Consider the following 25,997-nt stretch of genomic DNA (forward strand, 5'->3'; position numbering starts at 1 on the left):
GACCGCTCTATGGCTCCAACCGGCCGCACCGCAGGCCTCGCGCCCCAAGCGGAGCCCCCCACCTAGCCACAGAAGGGCTAGAACAGGTTATCGAACAAGGACAGCTGGTTTTCATCCGGCAAATCATCTAGCACATGGTTTTCAGTCATGTAATCGATCAACGTCTTGGAAACCTTGCCGCGGTTGGCGAGGTCTTCCTTCGACAGAAATGGCTTTTCTTCCCGGGCTGACACGATTTGCTTCGCAACGTTATCGCCCAAGCCTGGCACGGCGCGGAATGGCGCCAGCAGCGTGTGATCATCCACAATCAAGAAATCATGCGCATCAGAGTGGTTGATGTCGACCATTTTGATTTTGAACCCGCGTTCCAGACACTCGTTCGCCAGTTCCAAAATCGTCAGCAGACTCTTTTCCTTGGCGGAGGCGTCGTTACCTTGATCGGTAATGGCTTTGATAGCGGCCTTGGTGGCTTCTTTGCCGTGGCTCATCGCCACCAGGTCGAAATCTTCGGCGCGGACAGAGAAATAGGAAGCGTAGTACACCAGCGGGAAGTACACTTTGAACCACGCAATGCGCAGCCCCATGAGGTCATACGCGGCCGCGTGGGCCTTCGGGAACATGTACTTGATTTTTAGGCAGGAATCAATGTACCAGTCTGGCACATTGGGGTTGTCCCGCATCGCCTGCTGCCAGTCGTCAGGAATACCACGGCCTTTACGCACATGTTCCATAATGTTGAAGGCCATGGAGTCATCCATGCCCCAGTGAATCAGGTCCATCATGATGTTGTCACGACAACCGATCACTTCTTTGATGGTGACTTTGCCTTGCTGAATCAGCTCTTCGGCATTACCCAACCACACATCCGTGCCGTGAGACAGGCCTGAAATCTGCAGCAGTTCAGAGAATTTCTTCGGATGCGTTTCTTCCAGCATCCCCCGCACGAAGCGGGTCCCGAATTCTGGCACGCCCAGCGTCCCAGTTTTCGAATTGATTTGCTCTTCGGTTACGCCTAGGACTTCCGGACTGGAAAACAGGGACATGACGCCAGGGTCGTCCATGGGAATCGACTTTGGATCGACCCCAGAGAGATCTTGGAGCATGCGAATCATAGTTGGGTCATCATGCCCCAGCACATCCATTTTCAAAATGTTGTCATGAATCGAGTGGAAATCAAAGTGGGTGGTTTTCCAAGCCGCGGTTTGATCATCAGCTGGGTACTGAATCGGTGAAAAGTCGTAGATATCCATATCCGCCGGCACAATCAAAATCCCCGCTGGATGCTGACCGGTGGTGCGCTTGACCCCAGTGGCGCCTTTGGCCAAGCGATCGATTTCCGCCCCGCGCAGCATCTGCCCGGTGTCGCGTTCGTAGGCTTTGACGTAACCATATGCGGTTTTATCCGCCACGGTGCCAATGGTCCCGGCCCGGAAAGCGTGATCTTCCCCGAACCGCACCTTAATGTAGTTATGAGCCACTGGTTGATAGTCCCCGGAGAAGTTCAAATCGATATCAGGCACCTTATCACCATGGAAGCCGAGGAAGGTTTCGAAAGGAATATCCTGCCCGTCCTTGGCTAACTCAGCCCCACACTTTGGGCACTGCTTGTCAGGCAAATCAAACCCGGAACCATACTCCCCTTTAGTAAAGAATTCCGAGTACTGGCACTCAGGACAGCGGTAATGCGGCGGCAGCGGATTGATTTCGGTAATCCCAGACATGGTCGCGGCTAAACTGGAACCGACGGAACCACGAGAACCAACCAAGTACCCGTCTTTGTTCGACTTTAAAACCAGCTGCTGGGCAATGTTATAAATCACCGAGAACCCATTGCCGATGATGCTCTTGAGCTCTTTATCGAGCCGCGCCTGCACAATTTCTGGCAGCGGATCGCCGTAAAGCCGGTGCGCCGTGGTCATCACATCGTTTTGCAGGTGTTCTTCCACACCGGGAATGTCCGGCGTGTAGAGCTTGGTTTTAACCGGGGTGATGTCATCATCAATCATGTCCGCCACCTGATGCGTGTTCTCCACGACCAAGTGATGCGCCAACTGGTCATCTTTCAGCCAGGCAAAAGCATCCAGCATCTCCTGGGTCGAGCGGAAATGCACATCTGGCAGCTCGTGGCGATTCAGCGGATTCGCTCCGCCTTGACTGTGAATCAAAATCTTGCGATAAATCGCATCGGTGGGATCAAGATAATGCGCATCCCCTGTGGCCACCACGGGTTTGCCTTGTTCCTGGCCGATTTTAATGATTTGCTTGATGATTTCTTGCAAATGGGCCTGGCCTTGAATTAAGCCGCCTTCGATCAACGGCTGGTAGTTGGCCAGCGGCTGGACTTCCAGGTAGTCATAGAACTTGGCCTTGGCGGCGGCTTCGGCATACCCTTTTTGCATGGCCGCCACAAATACTTCGCCGGAAGCACAGCCGGAGCCGACCATCAGGCCTTCGCGCAACTTCTGGAGCTGGCTGCGCGGCACCCGCGGCAGGCGGTAGTAGTATTTAACATTCGACAGTGAGACGAGCTTGAACAGGTTCTTCAGCCCGGCTTGGGTCTTAGCCATAATCACCGCATGCACTGGCCGACTTTGCTTGTAGGCATCGTCTTCACCAATGCGGGAGTTCAGTTCATTGAGCTTAGTGATGTCGTACATGCTCTTGGCTTCTTTTTCCAAGGCATACATCAAATAACCGGTGGCCTCGGCATCAGCGTTGGCCCGGTGGTGATGATTCAGGCTGATTTTGTAGGCCTTACTCAACGTATCCAGTTTATGATTTTTCCGTTCCGGATGCAGCATCCGTGAAAGCTCCAGCGTATCAATGACTGGATTTTGAATGGTTTCTTCGTTCATCCGTTGGTAAGCCGTGTTCAAAAAGCCCACGTCGAAAGTGACGTTATGGCCACACATGATGGTGCCTTCACAGAACTGGCGGAATAAATGGAGCACGTCGGCTTCAGACTTGGAGCCGCGCACCATTTCGTCGGTGATATGGGTCAAATTGATTGTGGTTTCCGACAACGCGAACCCTGGGTCGATCATTTCCTCGAAATTATCGATCACCTTACCGTCTTTCATCTTCACGGCGGCCAGTTCGATGATTTTGTCGTAAACAGCAGACAGCCCGGTGGTTTCGATATCAAACACGACATAAGTGTCTGATTCCAAATCGCGCGGCGCTTCGGCTTGATAAGCCACCGGCGTGCCGTCATCCACCAAGTTGACCTCAACGCCGTAGAGCATTTTCAGTCCGGCCTTGGTCGCCGCAGTATGCGCTTCTGGATAAGCTTGCAGCCCGGCATGATCGGTCACCGCAATGGCAGAGTGGCCCCAGGCTTTGGCGCGCGCCACATAAGCAGAAATGCTAGGCATGGCATCCATCTGGCTCATGTTGGTGTGCAAATGCAGCTCGATGCGCTTCTCACCTTCCGCTGTATCTTGGGGCGCAGCGTGGTGCACTTCTTCGATGGCTTGCGCGTTCACGGTCAGCTCACGCGAGTAATTATCTTCCTGAACACTGCCGCGAATGCGCAGCCAAAGCCCTGGCTTAATGCGTTCGAACGCCGCCTCATCATCGGCGTCATTGCTAAATTTTTTCACCACAAAACTAGAGGTGTAGTCGGTCACTTTGAAAATCAAGAGTGACCGCTTAGAGCGCAGCTGCCGCACCTCGGCATCAAACACATAACCCTCGATGACCACTGACCGCTCTTCTTGGGTGATGGCCACCATTTGCGTCGGTTCATCGCTGGCCTTGATGTTGCGGCCAAGCTGAATCGGGCCGTTGCCAGCGGCTGGTGCTTGTTCGCGCTGCGCCACCACCGCCTGCGCCCGCTTAGCCAAGGCCGCGGCTTGCTCGGCTTTTTGCGCCTGAAAAGCCGCCAATTTGGCCTGCGTTTCCCCAGCATCCACCCGGGCCACCAAATTGACCCCAGGGAGACCGACTTGCGCATAGGTTTCGGTGAGTTTACCCAGCCCTTGGTTGATCAAAAAGCCTCGCACCGGTTCGTTTTCCGCTGTGAGTGTGATTTTGCCGTCGTCAAACTGCGGCGTTTGGCGCATACAGGTTTCCTGCACAATCGCAGACTCGATTTGGGCATGGGCCACAACATAAGACCAATAAGCGGACAACTTGTCAGCGCCTAGGTCCACCTGGCGCGGTTTGATGTGCAGGGTGGTTTGGGCGATGGCTTTGAACGCCGCGGTCAGATGTGCCTCAAGCTGAACATAAATGGCATAAGGCAACACTTGGTCGGTATTCAGGGTAAAGTCATACCGCTTGGTTTGGCTATGCACCGTGACCGTTTCAACGCTTGCGTGGGCTAAACTGTCATCTTCGCTAATTTGCTGCGGCAATTGCAGCTGCTCGACCAGCTTCGCAAACATTTCCTCTTTCGATAGTGCCAAATCGGCCACACTCCTTTTTTGTCATGCAACTATCGTAACCCGAAACCAGTGATTGAACAAGCCGCCCTCACTGGGGGCCAAACCACCAAAAAACGCCTGCATCAAAGCGATGCAGGCGTCCTCAGCACTCTAGGCTTGATCAAGCAAAATCTTTAAGGAAGCCGTCAGCTCGTCGGCTTTTACTTCCAGGGTTTCACCAGATTTACGGAGCTTGAGTTCCACGATTTCATCCGCGGCTTTCTTGCCGACCGTGACCCGCACTGGCAAGCCAATCAGATCGGCATCCGCAAATTTGACCCCAGGACGTTCGTTGCGATCGTCGACTAACACTTCATAGCCGGCTGCTTCCAGCAACTTGGTGATTTTCGCCGTGAGATCGGCTTGGTCTTGCTTCTTCAAGTTAACCGGCACCACATGGACGTCAAATGGCGCCACGGCTCGCGGCCAAACCAGACCGTGTTCATCGAGGGTTTGTTCCGCGATCGCTGACAGCAAACGCGACACCCCGATGCCGTAAGAACCCATGATAATCGGCTTGGCGCGGCCGTTTTCATCCAAGAAGTTGGCCCCCATCGCTTCAGTATAGCGGGTACCTAGCTTGAAGATATGGCCGATTTCGATGCCTTTGGTGAAGTGCAGGACCCCTTCGCCATCTGGAGACAGCTCCCCTTCCGTCACAAAGCGAATGTCGGCGGTTTGGGCTGGCGTGAAGTCACGGCCAAGGTTGACGTTCTGCAGATGCTGGTGGGCAGCATTGGCGCCGGCCACCATATTGGCACTGCCGGTCAGACTGTTGTCAGCGATGATGGTGACGTCTTCGTCAACGTTCACCGGCCCGATATTGCCGATTTCACAGTGCATATACTGTTCAACTTGGTCCGGCGTGGCCATATCTAAGAAGTCAGCATTCAGCAGGTTTTTCAGCTTGACGTCATTGACGTCGTAGTCGCCACGGACCAAAGCCAGCACCGGCTTTTCGTCGGCGATGAACAGCACTGCTTTGATCAGTTTGCTGGCAGGAATCGCCAAGAATTCTGCCACTTCGGCAATGGTTTTGGCGTCTTTGGTGTCAACCGTGGTCAGCTCCCCAAGGTCTTCGTGGCTAGGCGTCGGCACGGTCATACTGGTGGCCATTTCGAGGTTCGCCGCATAGTCAGAACCATCCGAATAAACAATGGTGTCTTCCCCAATCGGTGCAATGGCGGAGAACTCCTTAGAGTCCTTACCACCCATCGCGCCGCCATCCCCAACAATGGCCCGGAAATCCAAGCCGAGTTCGTTAAAGATGTTGGTGTAGGCTTTTTCCATCTGGTTATAAATGGTATCCAAGTCTTCCAAGTTCGCGGTGAAGGAGTAGACATCTTCCATGATGAATTCCCTAGAACGGAGCAAACCATAACGTGGCCGATCCTCATCGCGATACTTGGTTTGGATTTGGTACAAAACCAGCGGCATCTTCTTGTATGAGTTCAGGTCATTGCGGACCAAATCAGTGAAGGTTTCTTCGTGGGTCGGGCCGAGAATAAAGTCGCGATCATGGCGATCCTTCAGCTTGAACAAATTTGGGCCGTAAGTTTCATACCGGCCGGATTCTTGCCACAATTCTGCTGGCAAGAGGCTAGGCATCCGCATTTTTACGGCATCGATTTTGGTCATTTCAGCATCGATGACCTTTTCAATTTTGGCCAACACCCGGTCAGCGAGCGGCAAATAGGCATAAGCGCCAGCCGCTACCTGGCGAATAAAGCCAGAGCGCAGCATCATTTGGTGCGACTTGGCTTCCGCTGTGCTAGGTACCTCTTTAACGGTCGGGATGAACATTCGTGATTGTTTCATTAACTTTTTGCCTCCAAAGCATTTCGATTAAAAACTGCGCATGATATCGTTGATGGTCACGGCGATGATTAAGGCGAACATGATGCCTGCCCCGATCAGGGTCACCATACTTTCGTGTTCTTGTTTCAGCGGCTTACGGCGAATCAATTCAATCAGATTCAGCAGCAGCTTGCCCCCATCCAGCACTGGAATGGGAATCAGGTTCATGATGCCTAAGTTGACACTCAGCGCCGCCAAGAACACGACCAAAGACGCGATGCCAGCTTTAGCGGCCGAGGCGGTCATCGTGTAGATGCCCACTGGCCCCGCCAATTGATTCAGCGAGAAGTGGCCGGTGACCATTTGTCCCAACACATGGAAAATGGAGCTCGCTACCCCCCAACTGGCGGTGAAGCCATACTTGATGGCACCAAGCGGATTGTGACTGACGGCGGTGTACACCCCAATGGTGCCTTGCTTGGTCGGGGTGATGGTCAGGCGCTGGGTAACCCCAGCCTTGGTCGCCACCAGCTTAATGGGCTCCCCTTTATGTCTGGCCAGAATCGGGCCGATGTCTTCAAAGCTGTTGATTCTTTGGCCGGCAATGGTCTGAAGATGCGAGTCGGCTTTCAGCCCAGCGACGGCGGCCGGAGAATTCGGCTCAATTTGGCCGATTTGGTTGGTATTGGTGACTGCAACCCCGTTGGCCAAGCCTAAGCCGATGAACACCACAATTGCCAGCAGGAAGTTGTTCAACGGCCCGGCAAAATTGACCAGCATCCGTTTCCACAACTTGGCATTTTGAAACTGCACATCTTCTGGGGCAATCACGACTTCCGTGCCATCTTCTTCGATGATGGTCGCATCATGATCCACCCGCCAAGTCTTCAGTTCACTTTCGTCGCCGTTGGCATAACCGCTGACTTCAAGGGCGTGCACCAAATCGACATGATCGACCTGCACCGGAATGCCGCCTTGCAAGGTGGTTTTTTGACTTAAGTTGATGCGGCTGACCACGCCTTGGGCATTGGTTTCAATGGCGAGCATCGTGCCGGGTTTGATTTCATCATCTTCGTCTTGCCAACCCGCCATCCGCACGTACCCGCCCAATGGCAGCAGCCGCAAGGTGTAGGTGGTGTGGTGCCGGTGCCAAGCGACGAGCTTGGGGCCCATGCCGATGGAAAACTCGCGCACCAAAATCCCGGACCATTTAGCAAAAATGAAATGTCCGAATTCATGGACCAGCACTAAGATGACAAAGACGATCAAAAATTGAATGATGGTAGTCATGAATCGTTCCTTTCCGGCTTACAAAATACCGAAGAAGTGAATCATCGGCAGCACCAGCAGCAGGCTATCAAAGCGATCGAGAATGCCGCCGTGCCCAGGCAAAATCTTGCCAGAGTCTTTGACGCCATAGAAGCGCTTGAGCGCGGACTCGATCAAATCGCCCAAGGAGCCAATAATCGACAGCGCCAAGGCAATCCCCATCATTGGCCAGAAGCCATACGCTTGCGGGAAGAATTGCAGGTAAATGGCGGCAAAAATCAACGCCACCACATTACCGCCAATACTCCCTTCCCAAGTTTTGTTGGGACTGATGGCAGGCCACAGTTTATGTTTGCCCAAGGCGCGACCGACAAAGTAAGCCCCGGAGTCAGTGAGCCACACAATGATCATGGCAAACAGCAAGGTATCTAAGCCGCCGGCCAGACTGTTGCGGACCGCAATCAAATAATGAAACCCGGTGCCGATGTAGAAAATCGATAAGGTCGACACTGCCACATCATCATAGGTGACCCGATTTTTGCTGGCCACGGTGTGCAGCAGCAGGAGCACCACCACCACATAGACGATATCCAGCCGCGAAATGAAGCTTGGCACCCAAGCCATCATGTTGTCCGGCAAGGTTACCGCCAAAATCCCGATGGCAGAAATCAGAAAATCAAACGAAACGATAATCCGTTTGCGCATGATAAAGACTTCCGATAAAGCCACCAAGGCCAAGGCCGACCCAGCAATTTCAAGCCAGATCCCACCTAAAATCAGAATCGGGATAAAAATCGCCAACGCGACGACCGCGGTAATGATTCGCTGTTTCATTAAAGATAACCCTCCATGTTTCGCTTATTTAAGTCCGCCAAAGCGCCGATCACGACTTTGATAATCGGCAATGCAAGCTTGCAATGTCTCAGCCGTGAAATCTGGCCAGAATGTATCGGTAAACACCAGCTCGCTGTAGGCCAACTGCCAGAGCAAGAAATTCGAGATGCGCTCTTCGCCGCTGGTTCTAATCAACAGGTCTGGATCGGCCAGCTCACCTAAGGGCTGCGTCATCAGATGGTCAGCGACGGTTTCAGCATCAATGGCGCTGGGGTCGAGTTTGCCTGCGGCTGCCTCGGCTGCAATCGCCTTTGTGGCTTGAATCAATTCGTCGCGGCCCCCATAATTCAAGGCAAAATTCAAAATCATACCGGTATTGGCCGCGGTATCCGCCATGGCAGCGCGGGCGGCTTGCTGGGTTTTGGCCGGCAGGGCGGCCAATTCTCCCATCACCATGACGCGCACGTTTTCTTCAATCAGTTCCGGCATAAAGGTGCCGAAGAAATCCACCGGCAGCCGCATCAGATAACTGACTTCGCTGGTCGGCCGTTTCCAATTTTCAGTGGAAAAGGCGTATAACGTCAACACCTTCACCCCGAGGCGACTGGCCGCTTTGGTGATGGTTTTAACGGTTTCCATGCCTTGCTTATGGCCGGCCACTCGCGGTAAATGGCGCTGTTTGGCCCATCGTCCATTGCCGTCCATGATAATGGCGACATGGGCGGGTATCCGCGCCGGGTCTAACGCATGCGCTAACTCTGCCACACTGAATCCTCCTGTTCCCAAACGCTTATAGTCTTATTGATTGTAGCAGAAATCAGGCGGTTTAAACAGCAACGCCCGCCGTGCCCAATCAAAAAGCTGACCAGGCGGCCTCCAAAAATGGGAGCGCGCTGGCCAGCCGCGGGCAATTAGCCTTCTTTGATTTCGGCTTCCTTCTCAGCGGCAATCGCTTCAAGCCGCTTGGCTGAGGCATCGGTCACCTTTTGAACGGCCTTCTCATCGCGGTGCAAATCATCTTCCGTGATTTCGCTGGCCTTTTCTTGCTTCTTGAGCTTGTCCAAGGCGTCGCGCCGGACATTGCGAATCGCGATTTTGGCTTCTTCTTCGTACTTGCCGACTTCCTTGGCAATTTCTTGCCGGCGTTCCCCTGTCAGCTGTGGCACCACCAGGCGAATGGCGTTACCGTCATTCGCGGGGTTAATGCCAAGGTCGCTGGCATTCAGTGCGGCTTCAATGTCCTTCAGCGCCGTTTTGTCGTAAGGCGTGATCAACAGCACTCGCGCTTCTGGCACCGTGATGGCGGCGATTTGGTTCAGCGGCGTGTCCGCGCCGTAGTAACTGACCGTGATGCGGTTGAGCAAGCTAGCATTGGCCCGGCCGGCCCGAATGTTGCCCAGCTGGCGGCCCAGTGCCTCTTCAGTCTTCTTCATTTGCGTTTCCGCTTCAGCAATGATTGGATTGGCCATGTTATTCTCTCCCTTTGATGGTCGTGCCGATGTTTTCACCTTCAACGACCTTCTTGATGTTATCCGGATCGTTCAGGTTGAAAACGACCAGCGGAATGTCATTATCCATCGACAACGTGCTAGCCGTGGAATCCATGACATGTAAATCTTTGTTGATGATGTCCATGTGGGTCAATTCTTCAAACTTAACCGCTGACGCATCCTTGTTGGGATCGGCAGAATAGACCCCATCGACCCCGTTTTTGGCCATCAAGATCACATCGGCATCAATTTCAGCCGCCCGCAAAGCAGCGGTGGTATCCGTGCTGAAGTATGGGTTCCCGGTGCCGCCAGCAAAAATTACGACCCGGCCTTTTTCTAAGTGCCGCACGGCCTTGCGCCGGATGTAAGGTTCAGCGATTTGGCGCATTTCGATGGAGGTTTGCACCCGCGTTGGCACGCCGAGGTTTTCCAGGCTATCCTGCAGCGCCAAGCCATTCATCACCGTTGCCAGCATGCCCATGTAGTCCGCCTGCGCGCGCTCCATGCCCATCTGCGCGCCGGTTTCACCGCGCCAGATGTTGCCGCCGCCACAAACGATGGCAATCTGCACGCCCAGTTCGTGGACCTTTTTAATTTGTTCAGCGATTAATTTAATCACTGGGGGCTGAATGCCAAAGCCGTTCGCGCCGCCTAAGGCTTCACCGCTCACCTTCAGTACAATGCGTTTATATTTGATCATGATGAATTGTCCCTTCTTATTTGCTGGTATTAGTTTACCATATTCAACCCCACCGCTGGGCTTTCGCCGGGGGAATTATCAAAATCTTGACCACCTGCATCCTAGCAAAAAGCAGCCTCCTCTTGCGGGGAAGCTGCTTGCATTAAGTCTTAGTCTTTGATTTGACCCATCACTTCGTCAACAAAGTTATCTTGCTTCTTTTCGATACCTTCGCCGACTTCGTAACGGACAAAGCCCTTCACGGTAGCGCCCTTGCTCTTGGCAAATTGGGCAACCGTTTGGTCTGGGTCCTTGACGTATTCCTGGTCAACCAAGGAGCTTTCGCTCAGCCACTTGTTAACCCGGCCTTCAACGATGCGTGGGACAATCTTCTCAGGCTTGCCTTCATCAAGGGTTTCCTTGGTGAAGATGTCAGTTTGCTTCTTCAGTTCATCAGCTGGCACTTCGCTGCGGTCAAGGTAAGTTGGGTTGATCGCCGCCACGTGCATCGCAATATCACGCGCGGTTTCATCATCGCCGCCAGCCAAAGTGACCAAAGCGGCAATTTGGCCACCATTGTGCAGGTAGGCGCCAAAGTGGTCGCCGTCTTCCTTTTCCACGACGGTGAACCGACGCAGGTCGATCTTTTCACCAATGACAGCGGTCAACGCCTTAGCGGCATCATCCAGGCTCTGGCCGTCAACATCCAGGGCCAAGGCAGCGGTCAAGTCAGCTGGCTTGCCGGCAACAATCGCAGCGCCGGCTGCTTGAACAAAGTTTTGGAACTTATCGTTGCTAGCCACAAAGTCGGTTTCGGAGTTCACTTCGATGATAGCAGCAGTGTTCCCATCAACGGTAATGGCCGTCAAGCCTTCAGCCGCAATGTTGCCACTCTTCTTCGCCGCTTTCGCCAACCCTTTTTCGCGCAGAACGTCGATGGCCTTTTCCATGTCACCATCAGCCGCCACCAGTGCTTTTTTGGCGTCCATCATCCCAACTTGAGTGCGGTCGCGTAGTTCCTTGACTTGTTTAGCAGTAATCGCCATTGTAGTTCCTCCTTGTTTTGTCTAAAAAAGTCGCCTGCGCCTGCATTTGCTGCAAAGCACAGACGACTGAGTCTTACTTATTTATTATTTTGCTTGGTTATCGTTGTCGCCTTCAACGGCTTCAACAATGTCTTCGATCGAGTCAGCCTTGGCGTCTTCAGCTGGTGCCTGAACGTCTTGCTGGTCGTCTTGGTCTTCACCCTGGTTGCCTTCAATGATGGCATCAGCCATCTTGGCGGTAATCAGACGAACGGCGCGAATCGCGTCATCGTTTGATGGGATGATAACGTCGATATCATCTGGATCGGAGTTGGTATCAACCATCGCAACGATTGGAATGTTCAGCTTTTGTGCTTCCTGAACGGCAATCTTTTCCTTGCGCGGGTCAACGATGAAGATCACATCTGGGATGCGAGGCATGTCTTCGATCCCACCCAAGAACTTGGTCAGCTTTTCTTGCTGCTTCTTCAGCAAGGAAACTTCCTTCTTAGGCAACTTGTCGAAGGTGCCGTCAGTGGCCATCTTCTTGATGTCCTTGAGGCGCTTGATCCGGGTCTGGATGGTGTTCCAGTTGGTCAAGGTCCCACCGAGCCAACGGTGGTTGACGTAGTACTGGCCGGCGCGAGTTGATTCTTCAGCAATCGCATCTTGGGCCTGCTTCTTGGTCCCAACGAACAGGAATACGCCGCCATCAGCAGCTTCGTCCTTGACGAAGTTGTAGGCGTCGTCAATCATCTTAACGGTCTTTTGCAGATCGATGATGTAGATGCCGTTCCGTTCGGTGAAGATGAATGGCTTCATCTTTGGGTTCCAGCGACGAGTCTGGTGACCGAAGTGGACACCAGCTTCAAGCAGTTGTTTCATGCTTAATACAGACATGTGTAGTCCTCCATATGGTTTTATTCCTCTCAAGGTCGTCAGCTCGCCGCCCCACTTCTCCCGAAGCACCGGGGCGACAATCTTACCTTGATGTGGTTTGTGCTTTTCACACTCAAATGATTATACAGAAATACTTCTGTTTATGCAAATACTTTAAAGGCCGGGCTTGAGCGTGGATTAAACTGCCGGGCGGGGCGGCCTTCGCAGGCAGGGGCGAAAGCGGAGTGGCCAGCGCTTTGAGCCTCGCCTTGCGAGTCTCAAAGTCGCGGCTTGTTCTAAGCCAACCAGTTGGCTAAGAACAATTTCACCCCTGAGCCCCTGCCTGCTCCGGCTGCCCCGCCCTACCATGGCATGCTGACGGTCATTGTAGAATCACCCTCATGCGCCGGCTAAAATTAGGTGGCTAGTCAACAGTTTGAGCATCCTACCGCCATTTGACATCTTTGCCATCTAGGAACGCCTCTTTGGCTTTTCGGCTTTGGTGCTTGAAGTGCCACTCAGCGGATAAGGCGTCGTGTTCGTTGGTGAAGGCTTCTTGATAAAGCAGTCGCACGGGACGGCGGGTTTTGGTGTATTTGGCACCTTTGCCGGCGTTGTGGGTGGCGACGCGGGCAGGAACATCGGTGGAGTAGCCGCCGTAAAAGGTGCCATCAGCGCAGAGCAAGACGTAAAAATAATAGCTATCCATAGAGTAAGTGTTCCACCTCCGGGGTGTAGTGGCTGCCTTCGTCATAAACCACCAATGGCGGCATGATGCGAATGCCATCAGGTTTACCGGCGCGAATGCCTTCAATTAAGACCATGTTAGCTTCCTGGTTTGCTCGCGGATGAATGAAACGCAACTTTTTAGGCGCGAGTTTGGTGGCCATCATGGTGCTTAATAGTTCCTGCAGCCGGTCAGGGCGGTGGACGAAAAAGGCTTTACCTTGATACTTGAGCAGCGCGCTAGCGGTTTGACAGACCGTGGCAAAGTCGGTGGTGAGTTCATGGCGCGCCAACGCTAAGTGATCGTTAGGGTTAGTTTTACTTTGCGGGCTGACTTTGAAATACGGCGGGTTGCAAACCACAACGTCAACGGAGTCCTTGGCCACAACTGCCGGGGTGGTTTTGAGATCGCGCGTCAGCACCTCAACATTTGCCAGCCCATTCAAGCCGGCACTGCGCCGCGCCATTTCTGCCAGGCGCGGCTGCAGTTCCACCAAGGTCACCGGCTGATCGGTGCGCCTAGCGACGAATAAGCCGACGGCGCCGTTGCCAGCCGCCAGGTCCACCACCCGACTGTGCTTACCAATTTCGGCAAACGCCGCCAGGACAACCGCATCTAAGGAAAAAGCGAATAACTTGGGGCTTTGGATGATTTTGATGCCCACACTGGCGAGTTCGTCAATGCGTTCATCAGGCTGAAGGGTTGGTTGCGTCATTGAAGTGGTCCTTTCTACAGCTATCAACTATTGTGGTATAATTTATCGAACTTAATGCTAGTGGCGACGCGCCACGAGTCTTGAATGGAAGGATTAAAAAAGATGTTTTATTCATTTATCCGCGGGTTGGTCCGGATTTTGATTTTGATCATCAACGGCAACACCCATTACGAAAATAAAGAAGCCCTGCCTGACGGACCGTACGTCCTAGTCGGCCCGCATCGTACTTGGCTCGATCCGGTGTTTTTCGGGTTGGCTGCCAGCCCCCGCCAGTTTGCAGTGATGGGCAAGGACGAGCTCTTCGAAAATCCGGTACTTGGCTGGTTTTTGCGCCACATGCATGCCTTTGGCGTTAACCGGGCCAATCCCGGTCCAAGTGCCATTAAAACACCGGTACGCCTGCTAAAGCAAGGTCAACTGTCCGTGATGCTGTTTCCTTCCGGCTCACGCTATGCTAACGACCTCAAAGGTGGCGCAGTGTTAATTGCCAAACTAGCCAAGGTGCCGATTGTGCCAGCAGTGTATCAAGGCCCAATCAAATTCTCCCATGTGCTACTCCGCAAACGCATCACGGTGCGTTTCGGTGAGCCGATTGAAGTGCCAGCCGGCCGCGTAACCGATGAGATGACAGCGCAGATGGGTCTGAAAATGCAGCAGGCCTTCGACGCCATCGACAAAGAAATCGATCCTAACTTCAAGTATGTGCCCGACCAAAAGAAGTATTTGGCAGAAAAAGAGGAAGGCAAGGTCAAATGAAACCTCATTCTTTTTGGCAGCAACTCACCCGCAAGCCTGACGTCGCCCAAACCTTGCAAAGCGATCATCAGCTCGCCCGCACCTTGACCACCCGCGATTTGATTGCGCTGGGCATCGGGGCGGTGATTGGCACTGGGATTTTCATCTTACCCGGCACCGTTGCGGCCACCACTTCAGGGCCAGCCATTACGCTGGCTTTTGTTTTGGCCGCAGTCGTGTGCTCGCTAGCTGCGATGTGCTACGCCGAGTTTGCCTCGGCACTGCCAGTGGCGGGTTCGGCTTATGCGTATGGCAGCATTGTGTTCGGAGAGATTTTTGGCTGGATCATTGGCTGGGCACTGATTTTGGAATACATGTTGGCAGTGGCCGCGGTTTCAACGAGCTTCGCCGCTTACTTTGCCAATTTGATCAGTGGCTTTGGCCTCCGCATCCCCCATGCGCTTAGCGGTGCCTTTGACCCCGCTCATGGTACTTACATCAACCTGGTGGCGGTCATCGTGGTCTTGATCATCGGCTTGATGTTATCACGCGGCATGACCACCTCGATGGCGGTGAACCGAGCCATGGTCCTAGTCAAACTACTCATTATTGGCCTATTCGTCGTGGTTGGCGCCTTTTACATCAAGCCGATGAACTGGAAGCCGTTTATGCCATTTGGATTTAAAGGGATTCTCGCCGGCGCTTCACTGGTATTTTTTGCCTACCTCGGCTTCGACGCCGTTTCCGCGTCTGCTCCTGAAGTCAAAAACCCGCAGAAGACGCTGCCCCGGGGGATTATCGGGACCTTGATTATTGCCACGATTTTGTACGTGCTGGTGGCAGTGGTGCTGACCGGTATCGTCAAGTACACCCAGCTTAACGTGGCTGACCCGGTGACTTTCGCCTTGAACCTGATCCACCAGCCGCAACTTGGCGGCATCATTGCCGTGGGGGCCTTGGCTGGCATGTTCACCATGATGATCACTATGGTCTACAGCTCCAGCCGCCTGGTGTACGCCATTGGCCGCGATGGGTTACTGCCAAAATGGTTCGGTAAAGTCACCCACCAGCTGCCTTTCAACGCCTTGTGGACGGTGACTTTGATTATTGCGGTCATGGGCGGGTTCGTGCCACTGACGCAACTCGTCAATCTCGTGAACATCGGCACCCTGATTGCCTTCGCCTTTGTCAGTCTAGGGATCATTCCGCTCCGCAAGCATGAGCAAATTGACAACCACGGCTTCCAAGTGCCTGGCTATCCGGTGGTGCCCATTGTTTCGTTTCTGTTCTGCCTGCTTTTGATGAGTCAGCTAAGCGCCGAAACTTGGGTCATGAGTCTCATCTGGTTTGGCATCGGCATGGTCATTTACTTCGCTTACGGGTACCGTCACGCCAAGTAAATTGCGCACGCAAAAATAGCGTCATCCCTTCGCGCAAGGATGACGCTATTTTTGTGGCCTATTCCAGCCGTTGGGCGTAATGAATCCAGCCTGCTTCCCTGGTCGCCACCTGATCATACAAGTGCTGCGCCCCGATGTTGGTGGTGCGGGTTTGCCAAATCATCTCTTCGCACCCCTGCGCCTTGGCCCAGTCGCCGCTAGCGGCGGTGAGGGCGCGGGCCAGACCTTGCTGCCGGAATGGGGCTGCCACGAATAAGTCATTCAAAATGGTCAGTGGCTTCATGGCCCGGGTCTCGTAGGTTAAATACAGAAGCGCAAATCCCGCTAGCTGCCCGCCTGAGTCAGCCACCAATAGCGCGCCTTGGTGTTGGGTCAGAATGCGGGTCAAAAAAGTCTGCAGCTCAGCATCCATAAACTGATGGGGTACCGTGCTCGAGGCATAGTAATCATGAAACATCGGCACCACCTGGGGCAATTCCTCAACTTTCAACGCTCTAATCATCGGTCAGTCCCCCTTTGCCTTCAGTATACGAAAAGGCCAGGGGAAACGCCACCGAGTGTGACTGTCTTTAGTGTTCTGCCTTGGTAATATCCCCTAACAAATCACCATCTAAATCGGCGTTTAGGAATTCTGAATCAGCGGTTGGCAGGTGCAACTGGATATCACTAAACACCTGCGTCTGCAGGGTGCCGGCCGCCACTGTGTAGTCCAGCACATGGCCGCCAAATTGATGGTCATCTGCCAGAAAATGCAGGTGAAACCCCGGCGAGGCCATGCCAGCATACAACTGCGGCGACCAGTAACCCAGCAAGGTGCCTGCCACCTGTTCACGGGTAAAAACGGCTTGATCCGCCGCTGTCGCCGCCAGGCCAGGATAAGGCCGCTGCTGCGCCTTCACTGCGCGCGTGGTCATGTGGGCAAAGGTGCCGCGGACCTGCACCGCCGCAAATAAATTATGGGTGCCAAGGGCTGCTAGCATTTGCTGCTGCGCGGTAGCGGCCGCACCCCTGATGTCACCAGCAGATTTGAAGGCGGCAAAGTGAACGTTGGCGAATGGCACCGCGCCGTTTTCGATCACCATAACCTGGCCAGTGGCACTGACTTGGTAGACGACTCCATCCATAATGATCAGTTCGCCGTCAAGGCCGGTGAGGGTACCGATTCCGGTATCACCGTGCTTGAGTAACTCGCCAATGGCCAACGTGCCTTGAAACAAGCCAGGCACCAAGGCGCCTAACGTACCATGTTGATATAAAAGCTGATTATTCACCTTGTGCCTCCTAGAATTGGTCATCCAACATCGCCGCGCCAAGCTTCGGGTTGTCGCTGTAGTCCACTGGAATATCCACGACGACCGGTCCAGGCGTGTTGAACGCTTCATCTAACACGGCATCCAGCTGACTGGGAGCGGTCACTCGTAGGCCTTTGGCGCCGAAGCTTTCGGCATATTTCACAAAGTCGACCGGGCCAAAGTCGACGCCGGCTGAGCGGCCATACTTCATTTCTTCCTGAAACTTGACCATGTCATAGTAACCATCGTTCCAGATAATGTGGACGAGATTAGCTTTCAGGCGCACTGCCGTTTCCAGTTCGGCCGCCGAAAACAGGAAGCCGCCGTCACCAGAAACTGACACCGCTTTTTCACCAGGTCGCACCAGCGTAGCCGCAATCGCCCAGGGCAAAGCCACGCCTAGCGTCTGCATCCCATTAGAGAACAGGAGCCGCCGGGGTTCATAGCTGCGGAAGTGGCGTGCCATCCAAATGTAGTGACTGCCGACATCGACGGCCACGGTCATTTTGTCGGTCACCCGGGCCTGCAAGGCCGCCACAATGCTCAGCGGATGCACCCGGTTGTGGGCCGCTGCGGGGGCGACATCGCGGGCCTGTAGTTGTGCTTGCAAGTCAGCCAGGTAGTTTTTGGCGGCCGGTGCGACCTGATAACCGCGCACCAGTGGCGTCAAAATACTCAGGGTTTCGGAAATGTCGCCGATTAGCTCTTCCTGCGGCTGGAAGCTTTGATCCAATTCGCTTGGTTGGGCATCAATCACCACAATCGCCGCCTTGCCATCGGCGTTCCAGTTACGCGGTTCGTATTCGACCGGATCATAACCGATGGCGATGACCAGATCACTCTTTTGCAGCAACTGATCCCCTGGCTGATTGCGGAACAAGCCGACCCGCCCAAAGAAGTTGCTTTCCTGCGCCCGGGGCACAATGCCGGCGCCTTGGAAGGTTTCGACCACCGGCAGGTCCGCGGTTTGAAGTAAATCGCGCACTGCCGCGGTCACATCAGCCGACGACGCCCGCATGCCTAACAAAAGCACGGGCAAAGCCGCTTCTTTAATGCGGCGGGCCAGGTCGGTCATATCGCCAGGTGCCGCTGGTCCGAGCTTCGGCGCCTTCACCGCGGCCAGCGATTGGGCGGTGGTTGGAGCATCGGTCACGTCTTGTGGCACCGACACAAAGCTGGCGCCTTGCTTGCCAGAGCCGGCTGCCCGCCAGGCGTTCGCCATCAGTTCTGAAATGTTATCAGGATCCTGTACTTCGGCCGCGTACTTGGTAATCGGGGCAAACATTTCAGCGTTGCGCATGCTTTGGTGGGCCGAACGCAGTAAGTCCTTGCGCTGCACCTGCCCGGCAATGGCCAGGACAGGATCGCCTTCTGCCGTCGCTGTCACCAGGCCAGTGGCCAAGTTAGCGGCCCCAGGCCCAGAGGTGGTCAGCACGACCCCTGGTTGGCCGGTGATGCGGCCAACCCCGGCGGCCATGAAGGCGGCGTTTTGTTCATGGCGGGTCACAACTAACTGCGGGGTCCGTGAATCGGTCGGATGCTCCAGCTTTTCAAAGACGCGGTCGATTTTCGCCCCTGGAATGCCAAAGACAAACGGAACCTGGTGATTGATCAGGCTCTCAACAATTAAATCTGCACCATACCGCTTTTCTGTCATGTTTAAGTCTCCTCTTGAATTCGTATGTTTCAAATCATACGCCTTCTGTTTCATAAATGAAAGGGATAAGTTCAAATTGTTTTTTGCTTGGGGTTTTTACTGTACTATTCCAACCGATAATCTGTATTATATTTAGGCTAAAAAAACGTCCTGCTGTTATCACCAGCAAGACGTTTTCCCTTATTCAATGGCCGTATCACCATTTTGCAGTTCATACATATCGAAGTACCGGCCTTTTTTGGCCAACAGTTCTTCATGGGTACCGCGCTCAATAATGCGCCCGGCATCCAGCACCAGAATCAAATTAGCATCTTTAATGGTCGACAGCCGGTGGGCAATCGCAATCGACGTCCGGCCTTTGCGCAACCGGCGCAGACCCTCTTGAATCATGGTTTCGGTTTCGGTATCAATATTCGCCGTCGCTTCATCCAACACCAGAATCTTCGGGTTAGTGACAATGGTCCGGGCAAAGGACAGCAACTGGCGCTCACCGCTGGAGAATTGACTGCCGCCTTCAATCACCCGGGCATGGTACTGATGCGGCAACTTCTCAATGAATTGATCTGCCTGCACAAATTTCGCTGCCGCTTGCACCTGTTCGTCGGTGATATCCTGATTGAACAAGCGAATGTTCGAGGAAATGTCACCATAGAACATGAAGGAGTCTTGGAGCACCAGCCCCAATTTTTGCCGCAGCTCTGGCATTGGGTAATCGCGAATATCGCGGTCATCAATTAAAATCTCCCCGGTGCCGAACTCATAGAATCGCATCATGACATTGATGATCGAGCTTTTACCGGACCCGGTGTGCCCGACCAGCGCGACCGTTTCGCCGGGATTAGCGATGAAGCTGATGTCATGCAGAATATCGTGCTTACCGTCATAGGCAAACGACACATGACGGAATTCGATTTTGCCTTTGGTGATGGTGGCATCGGCGCCAGGATTTTGCGCCGGCGCGTATTCCTGATCATCCAGAATGCGGAAAATTCGACTACCGGCGACAATCCCATCTTGGAAGAAGGACAGCGAATCCATCATGTTCGTCATGGGATTGAAGAAGTTCGCCACGTACTGGGTGAAAGCATAAACCACCCCAGCCGCCACGAAGTTATCCAGCGACATCACCCCAAACGCCCACAGCACCACGACTAAACCGAGGCTGTAAAGCAGGTTGATGATTGGCGACAGCAACAGCGAATTGGTTCTGATCATCGCTTTGCGCGTGGCCAGATAATCTTCGTTGGTCGCTTCAAACTCCTTGGTGATGCGCTTTTCTTGGCGGAATTGTTGAATGATGCCGATGCCTTCAATGGACTCATTCAGCTTGGTGTTCAATTCACTGAGCTTTTCACGCATATGCCGATACACTTTGGAACTGTACTGGCTGTAGTACCAAATCGCGAACAAGAGCAGCGGCATGAAGGCCAGCACATACAAGGCAATGCGGTGATTCAAGTTCCACATCATGACAAAACTCGAGACGACCGAGAACAAGCCGACGATCACGGACAACAGGACGTTCCAAAAATCACCCAAAGTCATCGTATCATTAGTAACCCGGCTGACAATCGAGCCGGCTGGCGTCTGATCAAAATACCGCATTCCCAGGGTGTGCAGTTTACGGAACAACTCGCGCCGCACATCTTCCAGCCCGCGCTCAGCCCCCATCAAGAAGGCAAAGTTCTGAATAAACTGGAACACCGCCTTCAAGACGACGCCAAACGCATACAAAGCCGCAAAACCCAGCAAAATCTGGACCGTGGCGGATTTGTTTTGCAAATAGCGATCCATGAATTCTTGCAAAATGTAGGGCAAGGCCACGTTCGTCCCAGCCAGCAGCCCTGCCGCTAGCAGTGCGCCCAGGAATTGGCGCCAGTAGAGTTTGGTGTATCCCATCAGCCGGACAAAAATGCGCATTTGTTGCTTGAACGGAATGCTCTTGGACCAAGCACTTTCATATTTAGCCAATGGTTTCACCTTCAATCTTGTTCTCAATCTGACTTTGCAGCTCTTGCTTGGCCCACATTTCGGCGTACCAGCCATCGCTGGCCAGCAGCTGTTCATGCGTGCCGCGTTCAATCACATGGCCGTCTTGCAGCACAATGATTTGGTTGGCATGCATGACGGAACTCAAACGTTGCGCCGCGATAATGGTGGTTTTGTTCTGGCGCTCATGTTTCAAGTTGGCCAGAATTTCTGATTCTGTTTTGGCATCAACTGCCGATAGCGAATCATCTAAGATCAGCAGCTCAGGGGTGGTAATGACGGCGCGGGCAATCGCCAAGCGCTGCTTCTGGCCACCAGACAAGCTGACGCCGCGTTCACCGACCAACGTGCCGTAGCCTTCGGTAAAGTCGAGGATATCGTTATGCACGGCGCTTTCCCGCGCGGCGTCTTCCACTTCGCCTTGCACCTTGTCAAAGGAGCTAAAGCGAATATTATCCGCCACACTGGTGGAGAACAGGAAGTTATCCTGCGGCACATAGCCAATTGAATCCAGTAGCGCATCCAAGGTGTAAGCCTTAATGTTGTGGCCGCCGAAATCGATTTCGCCATCGTAATTGTCAAATTCGCGCAGCAGGAGCTTGAAAATCGTGCTCTTCCCAGCGCCAACCCGGCCCACAATGCCTAGGGTTTCCCCTTCTGGTAAGGTGAAATGCACATTCACCAAGGTGGCGTGGTCGTCATCCGGGTAGCTGAACTTGTTGACCTTGAAGCGAATATCACCTTGTGCCGGCGTTTGAATGGCGTCAGGCGCCTCAATGATGGCGCTTTGCTCGTTCAAAAGGGACTGGACCCGGTCATAGGACGCGTTCCCGCGTTCCAGCACGTTGAACAGGCGGCCAATGGCAAACATCGGCCAGACCAGCGAACTGACATACGACACGAAGGATACCAGCTGACCAATCGTGATTTGACTGGTGACCACCAAATGGCCGCCATAAATAATGGTGACCACATAGGTAATCCCCATAATTAAACTGGTGGTGGGATCAAACAGCGAATCAATGAAGTTGACCCGCTTATTGATGCCGATGGTGCGGTCCACAATCCGGTCAAAGTCTTCGGTGTCTTCTTTTTCCTGGCCAAAGGTCTTGATCACCTTAATCCCGGAAATCGATTCTTGCGTCTTATCATTCAACCGGGAAAACGCCGCTTGCGAATGGGCAAATTCGCGGTGCAAGCGCATCCCCAGCCGCCGGGCCATCACCGCCAAAAGCGGCATGGGCAAAATGGCCAGAATCGTCAGTCGCCAGTCGACAAACATGATCATGGCAATGATTGTGGTCGTACCGGTGATGAGTGAATCAAATAAGGTCAAAATCCCAGCGCCGGCCACGTTTTGAATCGCATTCAGGTCATTGGTGGCATGCGCCATCAAATCGCCAGTCCGGTGGCGCTGATAAAAGGTGGCATCCATTTTCATAAAATGCCAAAACAGCCGCGACCGCAGTGTTTTTTCAAGCTGGGCCGCGCCACCCCAAATCGCGGTCCGCCAGCCGTAGCGGAACAGATACTGGCCAACCCCGGCGGCAATCAGCAGGCCGAGCATCAGCCATAGTTTTTCGACCGTCAGTGCATGGCCGTCCATCAAGTCAATCAAGCTCCCGATAACCTTGGGTGGAATCAAATTGACTAGGGCGACCAGTACCAGAAACAGAATGCCAAACAGGTAGCGTTTGCGCTCTGCCTTAAAGTACCAGCCTAATTTTTTGAAAATCCCCATGCCTCGCAACCCTCCTCATAATTAGAACCGCTAAGGCGTCAATGATGAACGCCTAAGAGTTCAATAATAATCGCGTGATAATTCACCATTTGATGACAAAACAAAACGGCCCAGTCATTAAGGAGACCGAACCGCTTCCTAGATCATCATCGTCAGACTACTTGCCTGAGCGTTTCTGAGCTTGCTTCATTTGGGCCATCATCTGGTTAAGCTTTTTCTGGGATGGCTTTTGCCCCATTGACATCATCATGGTTTGAAGCATTTCCTCATTTACAGGAGGATTATCGCGGAAGTATTTTTTCATATAAGCACGCGCGCCGAAGAAGCCAGCGGCGCCGCCGGCCAGCAAGCCGACGATCAATCCGAATACAAACATCATCATTTATTCCTCCCCTCGTCGTGTCGATGCACGTAATTCAACTCTTTCATTGTACAAAACGAGCCTGCAGTTTGAAAGCCTAATCTTGCCGTAATCCGTGTTTCTTTTGTAAGTCACGAATCTTTTTCGGCGTGACTTCGTGGCCTTGCTTGTCAAAAAACTGCGTGGTTTCGAGCTGTTGGGCAAAACCGGCCCGAAAGTCTTTGATATAAGCCGCGCGCAATTCTTTGCGCTCGGCCTCCTCAGCAGCGGTTAAACCCTCTGCTTTGGCCTTATGCGCCAGTTCATTGATGCGATCGAGCCGTGCTTGTGGTTGTTGAGCCATGACTATTCACCTCTAATTCAAATGAATCGTGCGCAGGTGGTACCCGGCTGGCACTTCACCAGGAAACGGGGCCGCCTGCATCATCTGCAGATACTCTTGAGCGCGCTTAGCCGAACGAAAAGCCTTGATCAGCCGCAGTGCGGTACCTTGAGCATAATACACAATCGTGACGACATCATCCATCCTAAGCGCCTCCTTTCGCAATGCATAAAAAAAGACCGCAAGCGCGGCCTTTTCCGAATTAACGGCGCTTCTCTTTGATCCGAGCAGCCTTCCCGCGCAGTGCACGCAGGTAGTAAAGCTTGGCCCGACGAACTTGGCCGTGACGAACAACTTCGATCTTCTCAACGCGAGGCGTGTGAAGTGGGAAGGTCCGTTCAACCCCAACGCCATTGGACATCTTCCGTACCGTGTAAGTAGCGGAAATGCCAACGCCGCGGCGCTTGATGACAACCCCTTCGAACAGCTGGATACGTTCGCGTTCGCCTTCAACGATCTTGGCGTAAACCCGAACCGTATCACCAGGCCGGAAGTCTGGGATATCTGTGCGCAATTGCGCTTTGGTAATTTCTTCAATCAATGGATTCATCGATGTTTCTCCTTCTTCCGACATTCATAAGCGTCCCGCCCAGCGGAATATCGTTGTTATGTGATTGCTCACAGTCAAAAATTTTAGCATAGGTTGCCAGCGGTGTAAAGAGAATTTGTTGACAGGCATCTAAAGGCTACGCAAGGTGGCCGCTCTTAGCCGGATGGATTGCCTAATCTGTCTCCGGCTCGCCAGCGTCAATGGTGCGTGCCTCACGTTTCACTTCGGCCAAGAGCTTCTGAGCGTTTTGATCTAAGGCCAACCCATCAAGCAGATCTGGCCGGCGCTGCCATGTCCGGCGCAGCGATTCCTTGAGCCGCCACTGGGCAATCAACTGGTGATTACCATTTTGCAGCACCTCAGGCACCGCCATTCCCCGGTATTCTGGGGGCCGGGTGTATTCAGGATACTCGAGCAAGCCGTTTTCAAAACTGTCGGTTGGGGCACTTTCGGCATTGCCCAATACACCGGGCAATAACCGAGCAATCGCATCAATCATGATCATGGCTGGCATTTCACCACCGGTCACCACGAAATCACCCAGTGAGTACTCGTCGGTGACCAAGCTGCGAATCCGTTCATCATAGCCTTCATAGTGGCCACAAATGAACACCAAATGGTCCGCCTGCGCCAGCTGTTTAGCTTCAGTTTGGTCAAAGCGTTTGCCAGCTGGATCCAGCAAAATCACGCGCTTGGGCCCTGGGTGTTGGGCGGTGAGGTCATCCATCGCCTCAAATATCGGCTCTGGTTTCAGCAGCATCCCGGCGCCGCCGCCATAAGGGGTATCGTCAACGTGATTGTGCTTGTCATGGGAATACTGGCGAAAGTCAGTCACGGCAAAGTCGAGTAAGCCTTTTTCCAGCGCCTTACCCATGATGCTTTCGGTCAAAGGGGCAAACATGCCTGGAAACAGGCTTAAGACATCAATCCGCATCATCAATCAACCCTTCCGGCACCTCGACATGCGCCACTTTTTGCGCCAAGTCGATGTCCAGCACCACGCTTTTGAGAAATGGTAACAGAATATCACTTTTACCCGACCGGGGAATGACCCACACATCATTGGCCCCAGGGCTCAGAATTTCGCTGACTTGCCCTAAGGTTTGGCCCGCTTGGTCAATCACAGTCAGGCCCACGAGGTCATGATAGTAGTATTCGCCTGGGGCCAGTTCTGCCTGGTCCGCTTCATCAACGGTCAGCTCGCAGCCTTTGTACTTCTCGATGGCATTGATGTCATCGAAGCCGGCAAAGGTGAGCAGATACATCTGCTTTTGTGGCCGAGCGTTGACCACCGTCACTGGGAGCGGTGGTTTCGCCTCAATCACCAGCTTGCTACCTTTTGCGAATCGCTGCTCAGGAAAATCGGTCACCGGTACCACCTTGACCTCCCCGCGAATGCCATGCGTATTGACGATTTTGCCAACCAAATAGCGCTCTGTCATAACTACCTCCCTGATGATGTGACTTGATGATGTGAAAAAAGACCGGCGGCTGCCGGTCTTTTTACTGCTCTGAATGCGAAGCATCCAGAATATTTAACCGCACTCGCTTGGAATACGGTGACTTGACGGCATAAACGATAGTGCGAATCGCTTGAGCGACCCGACCCTGTTTACCAATGATCCGGCCGACATCGTCCGGGGCCACCGTCAGGTCAAAAGCCATGTAATCTTCCGTTTCATGCGGCGTAATCACAATGGCGTCGGGGTGTGTGACTAATGGCGTCACGATTGCTTTGATGAGCGCTGCAATATCCACCGTTTAACTCCTACTTGTTTGTGAAACGAGATTCGTGGTACTTCTGAAGAATACCATGGCTGGAGAGCAACGTCCGAACAGTGTCGGAAGGTTGTGCGCCTTTTTGGAGCCATGCAAGGATCTCGTCGTCATCCAGCTTCAAATCAACTGGATCGGTAAGCGGGTTGTAGTAGCCGACTGCTTCGATAAACCGGCCATCACGCGGAGAGCGTGAATCAGCGATTACAACGCGGTAGAAAGGCTTGCGCTTCGAACCCATCCGCTTCAAACGAATTTTTACTGCCATTAAG

At 53.3% G+C, this 25,997-nt stretch carries 26 protein-coding genes; 2 read left to right on the forward strand and 24 right to left on the reverse strand.

All coding sequences use genetic code 11. The features are described 5' to 3' along the window. Positions 1–77: 77 nt before the first annotated feature. The 11 genes from JUF11_RS01485 to JUF11_RS01535 form a co-directional block, all read right to left on the reverse strand. Complete coding sequence (locus JUF11_RS01485) at positions 78–4,409, reverse strand: PolC-type DNA polymerase III (RefSeq protein WP_204118016.1); 4,332 nt, start codon at positions 4,407–4,409, stop codon at positions 78–80. A 129-nt stretch (positions 4,410–4,538) separates the two neighbouring features. Beyond that, on the reverse strand, positions 4,539–6,245 hold the full coding sequence (locus JUF11_RS01490; RefSeq protein WP_204118017.1) for a proline--tRNA ligase: 1,707 nt from the start codon (positions 6,243–6,245) through the stop codon (positions 4,539–4,541). Between the two features lie 27 nt (positions 6,246–6,272). Beyond that, a complete protein-coding gene (gene rseP, locus JUF11_RS01495) occupies positions 6,273–7,514 on the reverse strand; it encodes an RIP metalloprotease RseP (RefSeq protein ID WP_204118018.1) in 1,242 nt (413 codons plus the stop codon). An 18-nt stretch (positions 7,515–7,532) separates the two neighbouring features. After that, positions 7,533–8,327: a phosphatidate cytidylyltransferase gene (locus JUF11_RS01500; protein WP_204118019.1), complete on the reverse strand. Its 795-nt coding sequence runs from the start codon at positions 8,325–8,327 to the stop codon at positions 7,533–7,535. Positions 8,328–8,351: 24 nt separating this feature from the next. After that, positions 8,352–9,092 (reverse strand): undecaprenyl pyrophosphate synthase, encoded by a 741-nt coding sequence (gene uppS, locus JUF11_RS01505; RefSeq protein ID WP_236000359.1) that lies wholly within the window; start codon positions 9,090–9,092, stop codon positions 8,352–8,354. Between the two features lie 146 nt (positions 9,093–9,238). Then, on the reverse strand, positions 9,239–9,796 hold the full coding sequence (gene frr / locus JUF11_RS01510) for a ribosome recycling factor (protein WP_125579625.1): 558 nt from the start codon (positions 9,794–9,796) through the stop codon (positions 9,239–9,241). Between the two features lies 1 nt (position 9,797). Continuing rightward, the gene (gene pyrH / locus JUF11_RS01515) at positions 9,798–10,517 is read right to left on the reverse strand and encodes a UMP kinase (RefSeq protein WP_204118020.1); all 720 of its coding nucleotides are present in this window, start codon (positions 10,515–10,517) and stop codon (positions 9,798–9,800) included. Between the two features lie 149 nt (positions 10,518–10,666). Further along, positions 10,667–11,542, reverse strand: a complete 876-nt coding sequence (gene tsf / locus JUF11_RS01520; protein WP_125579623.1) for a translation elongation factor Ts — start codon at positions 11,540–11,542, stop codon at positions 10,667–10,669. An 84-nt stretch (positions 11,543–11,626) separates the two neighbouring features. Next, entirely contained in the window at positions 11,627–12,421 is a 795-nt protein-coding gene (gene rpsB / locus JUF11_RS01525) for a 30S ribosomal protein S2 (protein WP_204118021.1), read from the reverse strand. A 424-nt stretch (positions 12,422–12,845) separates the two neighbouring features. Beyond that, positions 12,846–13,109, reverse strand: a complete 264-nt coding sequence (locus tag JUF11_RS01530) for a GIY-YIG nuclease family protein (RefSeq protein WP_204118022.1) — start codon at positions 13,107–13,109, stop codon at positions 12,846–12,848. Beyond that, a complete protein-coding gene (locus JUF11_RS01535) occupies positions 13,102–13,842 on the reverse strand; it encodes a tRNA1(Val) (adenine(37)-N6)-methyltransferase (RefSeq protein ID WP_204118023.1) in 741 nt (246 codons plus the stop codon). The genes JUF11_RS01530 and JUF11_RS01535 overlap by 8 nt, the downstream gene beginning before the upstream one ends. A 102-nt stretch (positions 13,843–13,944) precedes the next feature. On the opposite strand from JUF11_RS01535, the gene JUF11_RS01540 reads away from it, so the two are divergent. Continuing rightward, positions 13,945–14,598, forward strand: coding sequence for a lysophospholipid acyltransferase family protein (locus JUF11_RS01540; protein ID WP_125579619.1), 654 nt, complete (start codon positions 13,945–13,947; stop codon positions 14,596–14,598). After that, the gene (locus JUF11_RS01545) at positions 14,595–15,977 is read left to right on the forward strand and encodes an amino acid permease (protein ID WP_204118024.1); all 1,383 of its coding nucleotides are present in this window, start codon (positions 14,595–14,597) and stop codon (positions 15,975–15,977) included. The genes JUF11_RS01540 and JUF11_RS01545 overlap by 4 nt, the downstream gene beginning before the upstream one ends. Before the next feature lie 58 nt (positions 15,978–16,035). Here the strand turns inward: JUF11_RS01545 and JUF11_RS01550 are convergent, their stop codons facing one another. The 13 genes from JUF11_RS01550 to rpsP form a co-directional block, all read right to left on the reverse strand. Beyond that, positions 16,036–16,479 carry a GNAT family N-acetyltransferase gene (locus tag JUF11_RS01550; protein ID WP_204118025.1) on the reverse strand — a complete coding sequence of 148 codons (444 nt, stop codon included), beginning with the start codon at positions 16,477–16,479 and terminating at the stop codon, positions 16,036–16,038. A gap of 67 nt (positions 16,480–16,546) precedes the next feature. Then, positions 16,547–17,248, reverse strand: a complete 702-nt coding sequence (gene budA, locus JUF11_RS01555; RefSeq protein WP_204118026.1) for an acetolactate decarboxylase — start codon at positions 17,246–17,248, stop codon at positions 16,547–16,549. A 10-nt stretch (positions 17,249–17,258) separates the two neighbouring features. Then, positions 17,259–18,926 carry an acetolactate synthase AlsS gene (alsS, locus tag JUF11_RS01560; RefSeq protein ID WP_204118027.1) on the reverse strand — a complete coding sequence of 556 codons (1,668 nt, stop codon included), beginning with the start codon at positions 18,924–18,926 and terminating at the stop codon, positions 17,259–17,261. A 180-nt stretch (positions 18,927–19,106) separates the two neighbouring features. Continuing rightward, positions 19,107–20,846: an ABC transporter ATP-binding protein gene (locus JUF11_RS01565; RefSeq protein ID WP_236000380.1), complete on the reverse strand. Its 1,740-nt coding sequence runs from the start codon at positions 20,844–20,846 to the stop codon at positions 19,107–19,109. 43 nt (positions 20,847–20,889) lie between these two features. After that, positions 20,890–22,656, reverse strand: coding sequence for an ABC transporter ATP-binding protein (locus tag JUF11_RS01570; RefSeq protein WP_204118028.1), 1,767 nt, complete (start codon positions 22,654–22,656; stop codon positions 20,890–20,892). Between the two features lie 157 nt (positions 22,657–22,813). Continuing rightward, positions 22,814–23,038 (reverse strand): YneF family protein, encoded by a 225-nt coding sequence (locus JUF11_RS01575; RefSeq protein ID WP_125579613.1) that lies wholly within the window; start codon positions 23,036–23,038, stop codon positions 22,814–22,816. Between the two features lie 76 nt (positions 23,039–23,114). After that, on the reverse strand, positions 23,115–23,360 hold the full coding sequence (locus JUF11_RS01580) for a DUF896 domain-containing protein (protein ID WP_125579612.1): 246 nt from the start codon (positions 23,358–23,360) through the stop codon (positions 23,115–23,117). A gap of 12 nt (positions 23,361–23,372) precedes the next feature. Next, positions 23,373–23,543: a hypothetical protein gene (locus JUF11_RS01585; protein WP_204118029.1), complete on the reverse strand. Its 171-nt coding sequence runs from the start codon at positions 23,541–23,543 to the stop codon at positions 23,373–23,375. 58 nt (positions 23,544–23,601) lie between these two features. After that, on the reverse strand, positions 23,602–23,949 hold the full coding sequence (rplS, locus tag JUF11_RS01590; protein ID WP_125579611.1) for a 50S ribosomal protein L19: 348 nt from the start codon (positions 23,947–23,949) through the stop codon (positions 23,602–23,604). A 172-nt stretch (positions 23,950–24,121) separates the two neighbouring features. Next, a complete protein-coding gene (gene trmD, locus JUF11_RS01595; RefSeq protein ID WP_204118167.1) occupies positions 24,122–24,883 on the reverse strand; it encodes a tRNA (guanosine(37)-N1)-methyltransferase TrmD in 762 nt (253 codons plus the stop codon). Beyond that, a complete protein-coding gene (rimM, locus tag JUF11_RS01600) occupies positions 24,873–25,391 on the reverse strand; it encodes a ribosome maturation factor RimM (protein WP_204118030.1) in 519 nt (172 codons plus the stop codon). Before rimM ends, trmD begins: the two co-directional genes overlap by 11 nt. A 61-nt stretch (positions 25,392–25,452) precedes the next feature. Further along, positions 25,453–25,707 carry a KH domain-containing protein gene (locus JUF11_RS01605; RefSeq protein ID WP_204118031.1) on the reverse strand — a complete coding sequence of 85 codons (255 nt, stop codon included), beginning with the start codon at positions 25,705–25,707 and terminating at the stop codon, positions 25,453–25,455. 10 nt (positions 25,708–25,717) lie between these two features. Next, the gene (gene rpsP / locus JUF11_RS01610; protein ID WP_125579608.1) at positions 25,718–25,993 is read right to left on the reverse strand and encodes a 30S ribosomal protein S16; all 276 of its coding nucleotides are present in this window, start codon (positions 25,991–25,993) and stop codon (positions 25,718–25,720) included. Between the last annotated feature and the right edge of the window lie 4 nt (positions 25,994–25,997).

The sequence above is a fragment of the Lacticaseibacillus suilingensis genome, from assembly GCF_016861845.1.
Taxonomy (GTDB): domain Bacteria; phylum Bacillota; class Bacilli; order Lactobacillales; family Lactobacillaceae; genus Lacticaseibacillus; species Lacticaseibacillus suilingensis.

Excerpts from the sequence above, each read along its gene's own strand:
- rpsP (WP_125579608.1), bottom strand. The coding sequence starts at position 25,993 with ATGGCAGTAAAAATTCGTTTGAAGCGGATGGGTTCGAAGCGCAAGCCT.
- frr (WP_125579625.1), bottom strand. The coding sequence starts at position 9,796 with ATGGCCAATCCAATCATTGCTGAAGCGGAAACGCAAATGAAGAAGACT.
- JUF11_RS01550 (WP_204118025.1), bottom strand. The coding sequence starts at position 16,479 with ATGATTAGAGCGTTGAAAGTTGAGGAATTGCCCCAGGTGGTGCCGATG.
- alsS (WP_204118027.1), bottom strand. The coding sequence starts at position 18,926 with ATGACAGAAAAGCGGTATGGTGCAGATTTAATTGTTGAGAGCCTGATC.
- JUF11_RS01540 (WP_125579619.1), top strand. The coding sequence starts at position 13,945 with ATGTTTTATTCATTTATCCGCGGGTTGGTCCGGATTTTGATTTTGATC.
- rimM (WP_204118030.1), bottom strand. The coding sequence starts at position 25,391 with ATGACAGAGCGCTATTTGGTTGGCAAAATCGTCAATACGCATGGCATT.
- JUF11_RS01530 (WP_204118022.1), bottom strand. The coding sequence starts at position 13,109 with ATGGATAGCTATTATTTTTACGTCTTGCTCTGCGCTGATGGCACCTTT.
- rseP (WP_204118018.1), bottom strand. The coding sequence starts at position 7,514 with ATGACTACCATCATTCAATTTTTGATCGTCTTTGTCATCTTAGTGCTG.
- JUF11_RS01565 (WP_236000380.1), bottom strand. The coding sequence starts at position 20,846 with ATGCGCATTTTTGTCCGGCTGATGGGATACACCAAACTCTACTGGCGC.
- JUF11_RS01585 (WP_204118029.1), bottom strand. The coding sequence starts at position 23,543 with ATGGATGATGTCGTCACGATTGTGTATTATGCTCAAGGTACCGCACTG.
- tsf (WP_125579623.1), bottom strand. The coding sequence starts at position 11,542 with ATGGCGATTACTGCTAAACAAGTCAAGGAACTACGCGACCGCACTCAA.
- JUF11_RS01570 (WP_204118028.1), bottom strand. The coding sequence starts at position 22,656 with ATGGGGATTTTCAAAAAATTAGGCTGGTACTTTAAGGCAGAGCGCAAA.
- JUF11_RS01545 (WP_204118024.1), top strand. The coding sequence starts at position 14,595 with ATGAAACCTCATTCTTTTTGGCAGCAACTCACCCGCAAGCCTGACGTC.
- rplS (WP_125579611.1), bottom strand. The coding sequence starts at position 23,949 with ATGAATCCATTGATTGAAGAAATTACCAAAGCGCAATTGCGCACAGAT.
- JUF11_RS01535 (WP_204118023.1), bottom strand. The coding sequence starts at position 13,842 with ATGACGCAACCAACCCTTCAGCCTGATGAACGCATTGACGAACTCGCC.
- JUF11_RS01500 (WP_204118019.1), bottom strand. The coding sequence starts at position 8,327 with ATGAAACAGCGAATCATTACCGCGGTCGTCGCGTTGGCGATTTTTATC.
- JUF11_RS01580 (WP_125579612.1), bottom strand. The coding sequence starts at position 23,360 with ATGGCTCAACAACCACAAGCACGGCTCGATCGCATCAATGAACTGGCG.
- trmD (WP_204118167.1), bottom strand. The coding sequence starts at position 24,883 with ATGCGGATTGATGTCTTAAGCCTGTTTCCAGGCATGTTTGCCCCTTTG.
- rpsB (WP_204118021.1), bottom strand. The coding sequence starts at position 12,421 with ATGTCTGTATTAAGCATGAAACAACTGCTTGAAGCTGGTGTCCACTTC.
- pyrH (WP_204118020.1), bottom strand. The coding sequence starts at position 10,517 with ATGATCAAATATAAACGCATTGTACTGAAGGTGAGCGGTGAAGCCTTA.
- JUF11_RS01575 (WP_125579613.1), bottom strand. The coding sequence starts at position 23,038 with ATGATGATGTTTGTATTCGGATTGATCGTCGGCTTGCTGGCCGGCGGC.
- JUF11_RS01490 (WP_204118017.1), bottom strand. The coding sequence starts at position 6,245 with ATGAAACAATCACGAATGTTCATCCCGACCGTTAAAGAGGTACCTAGC.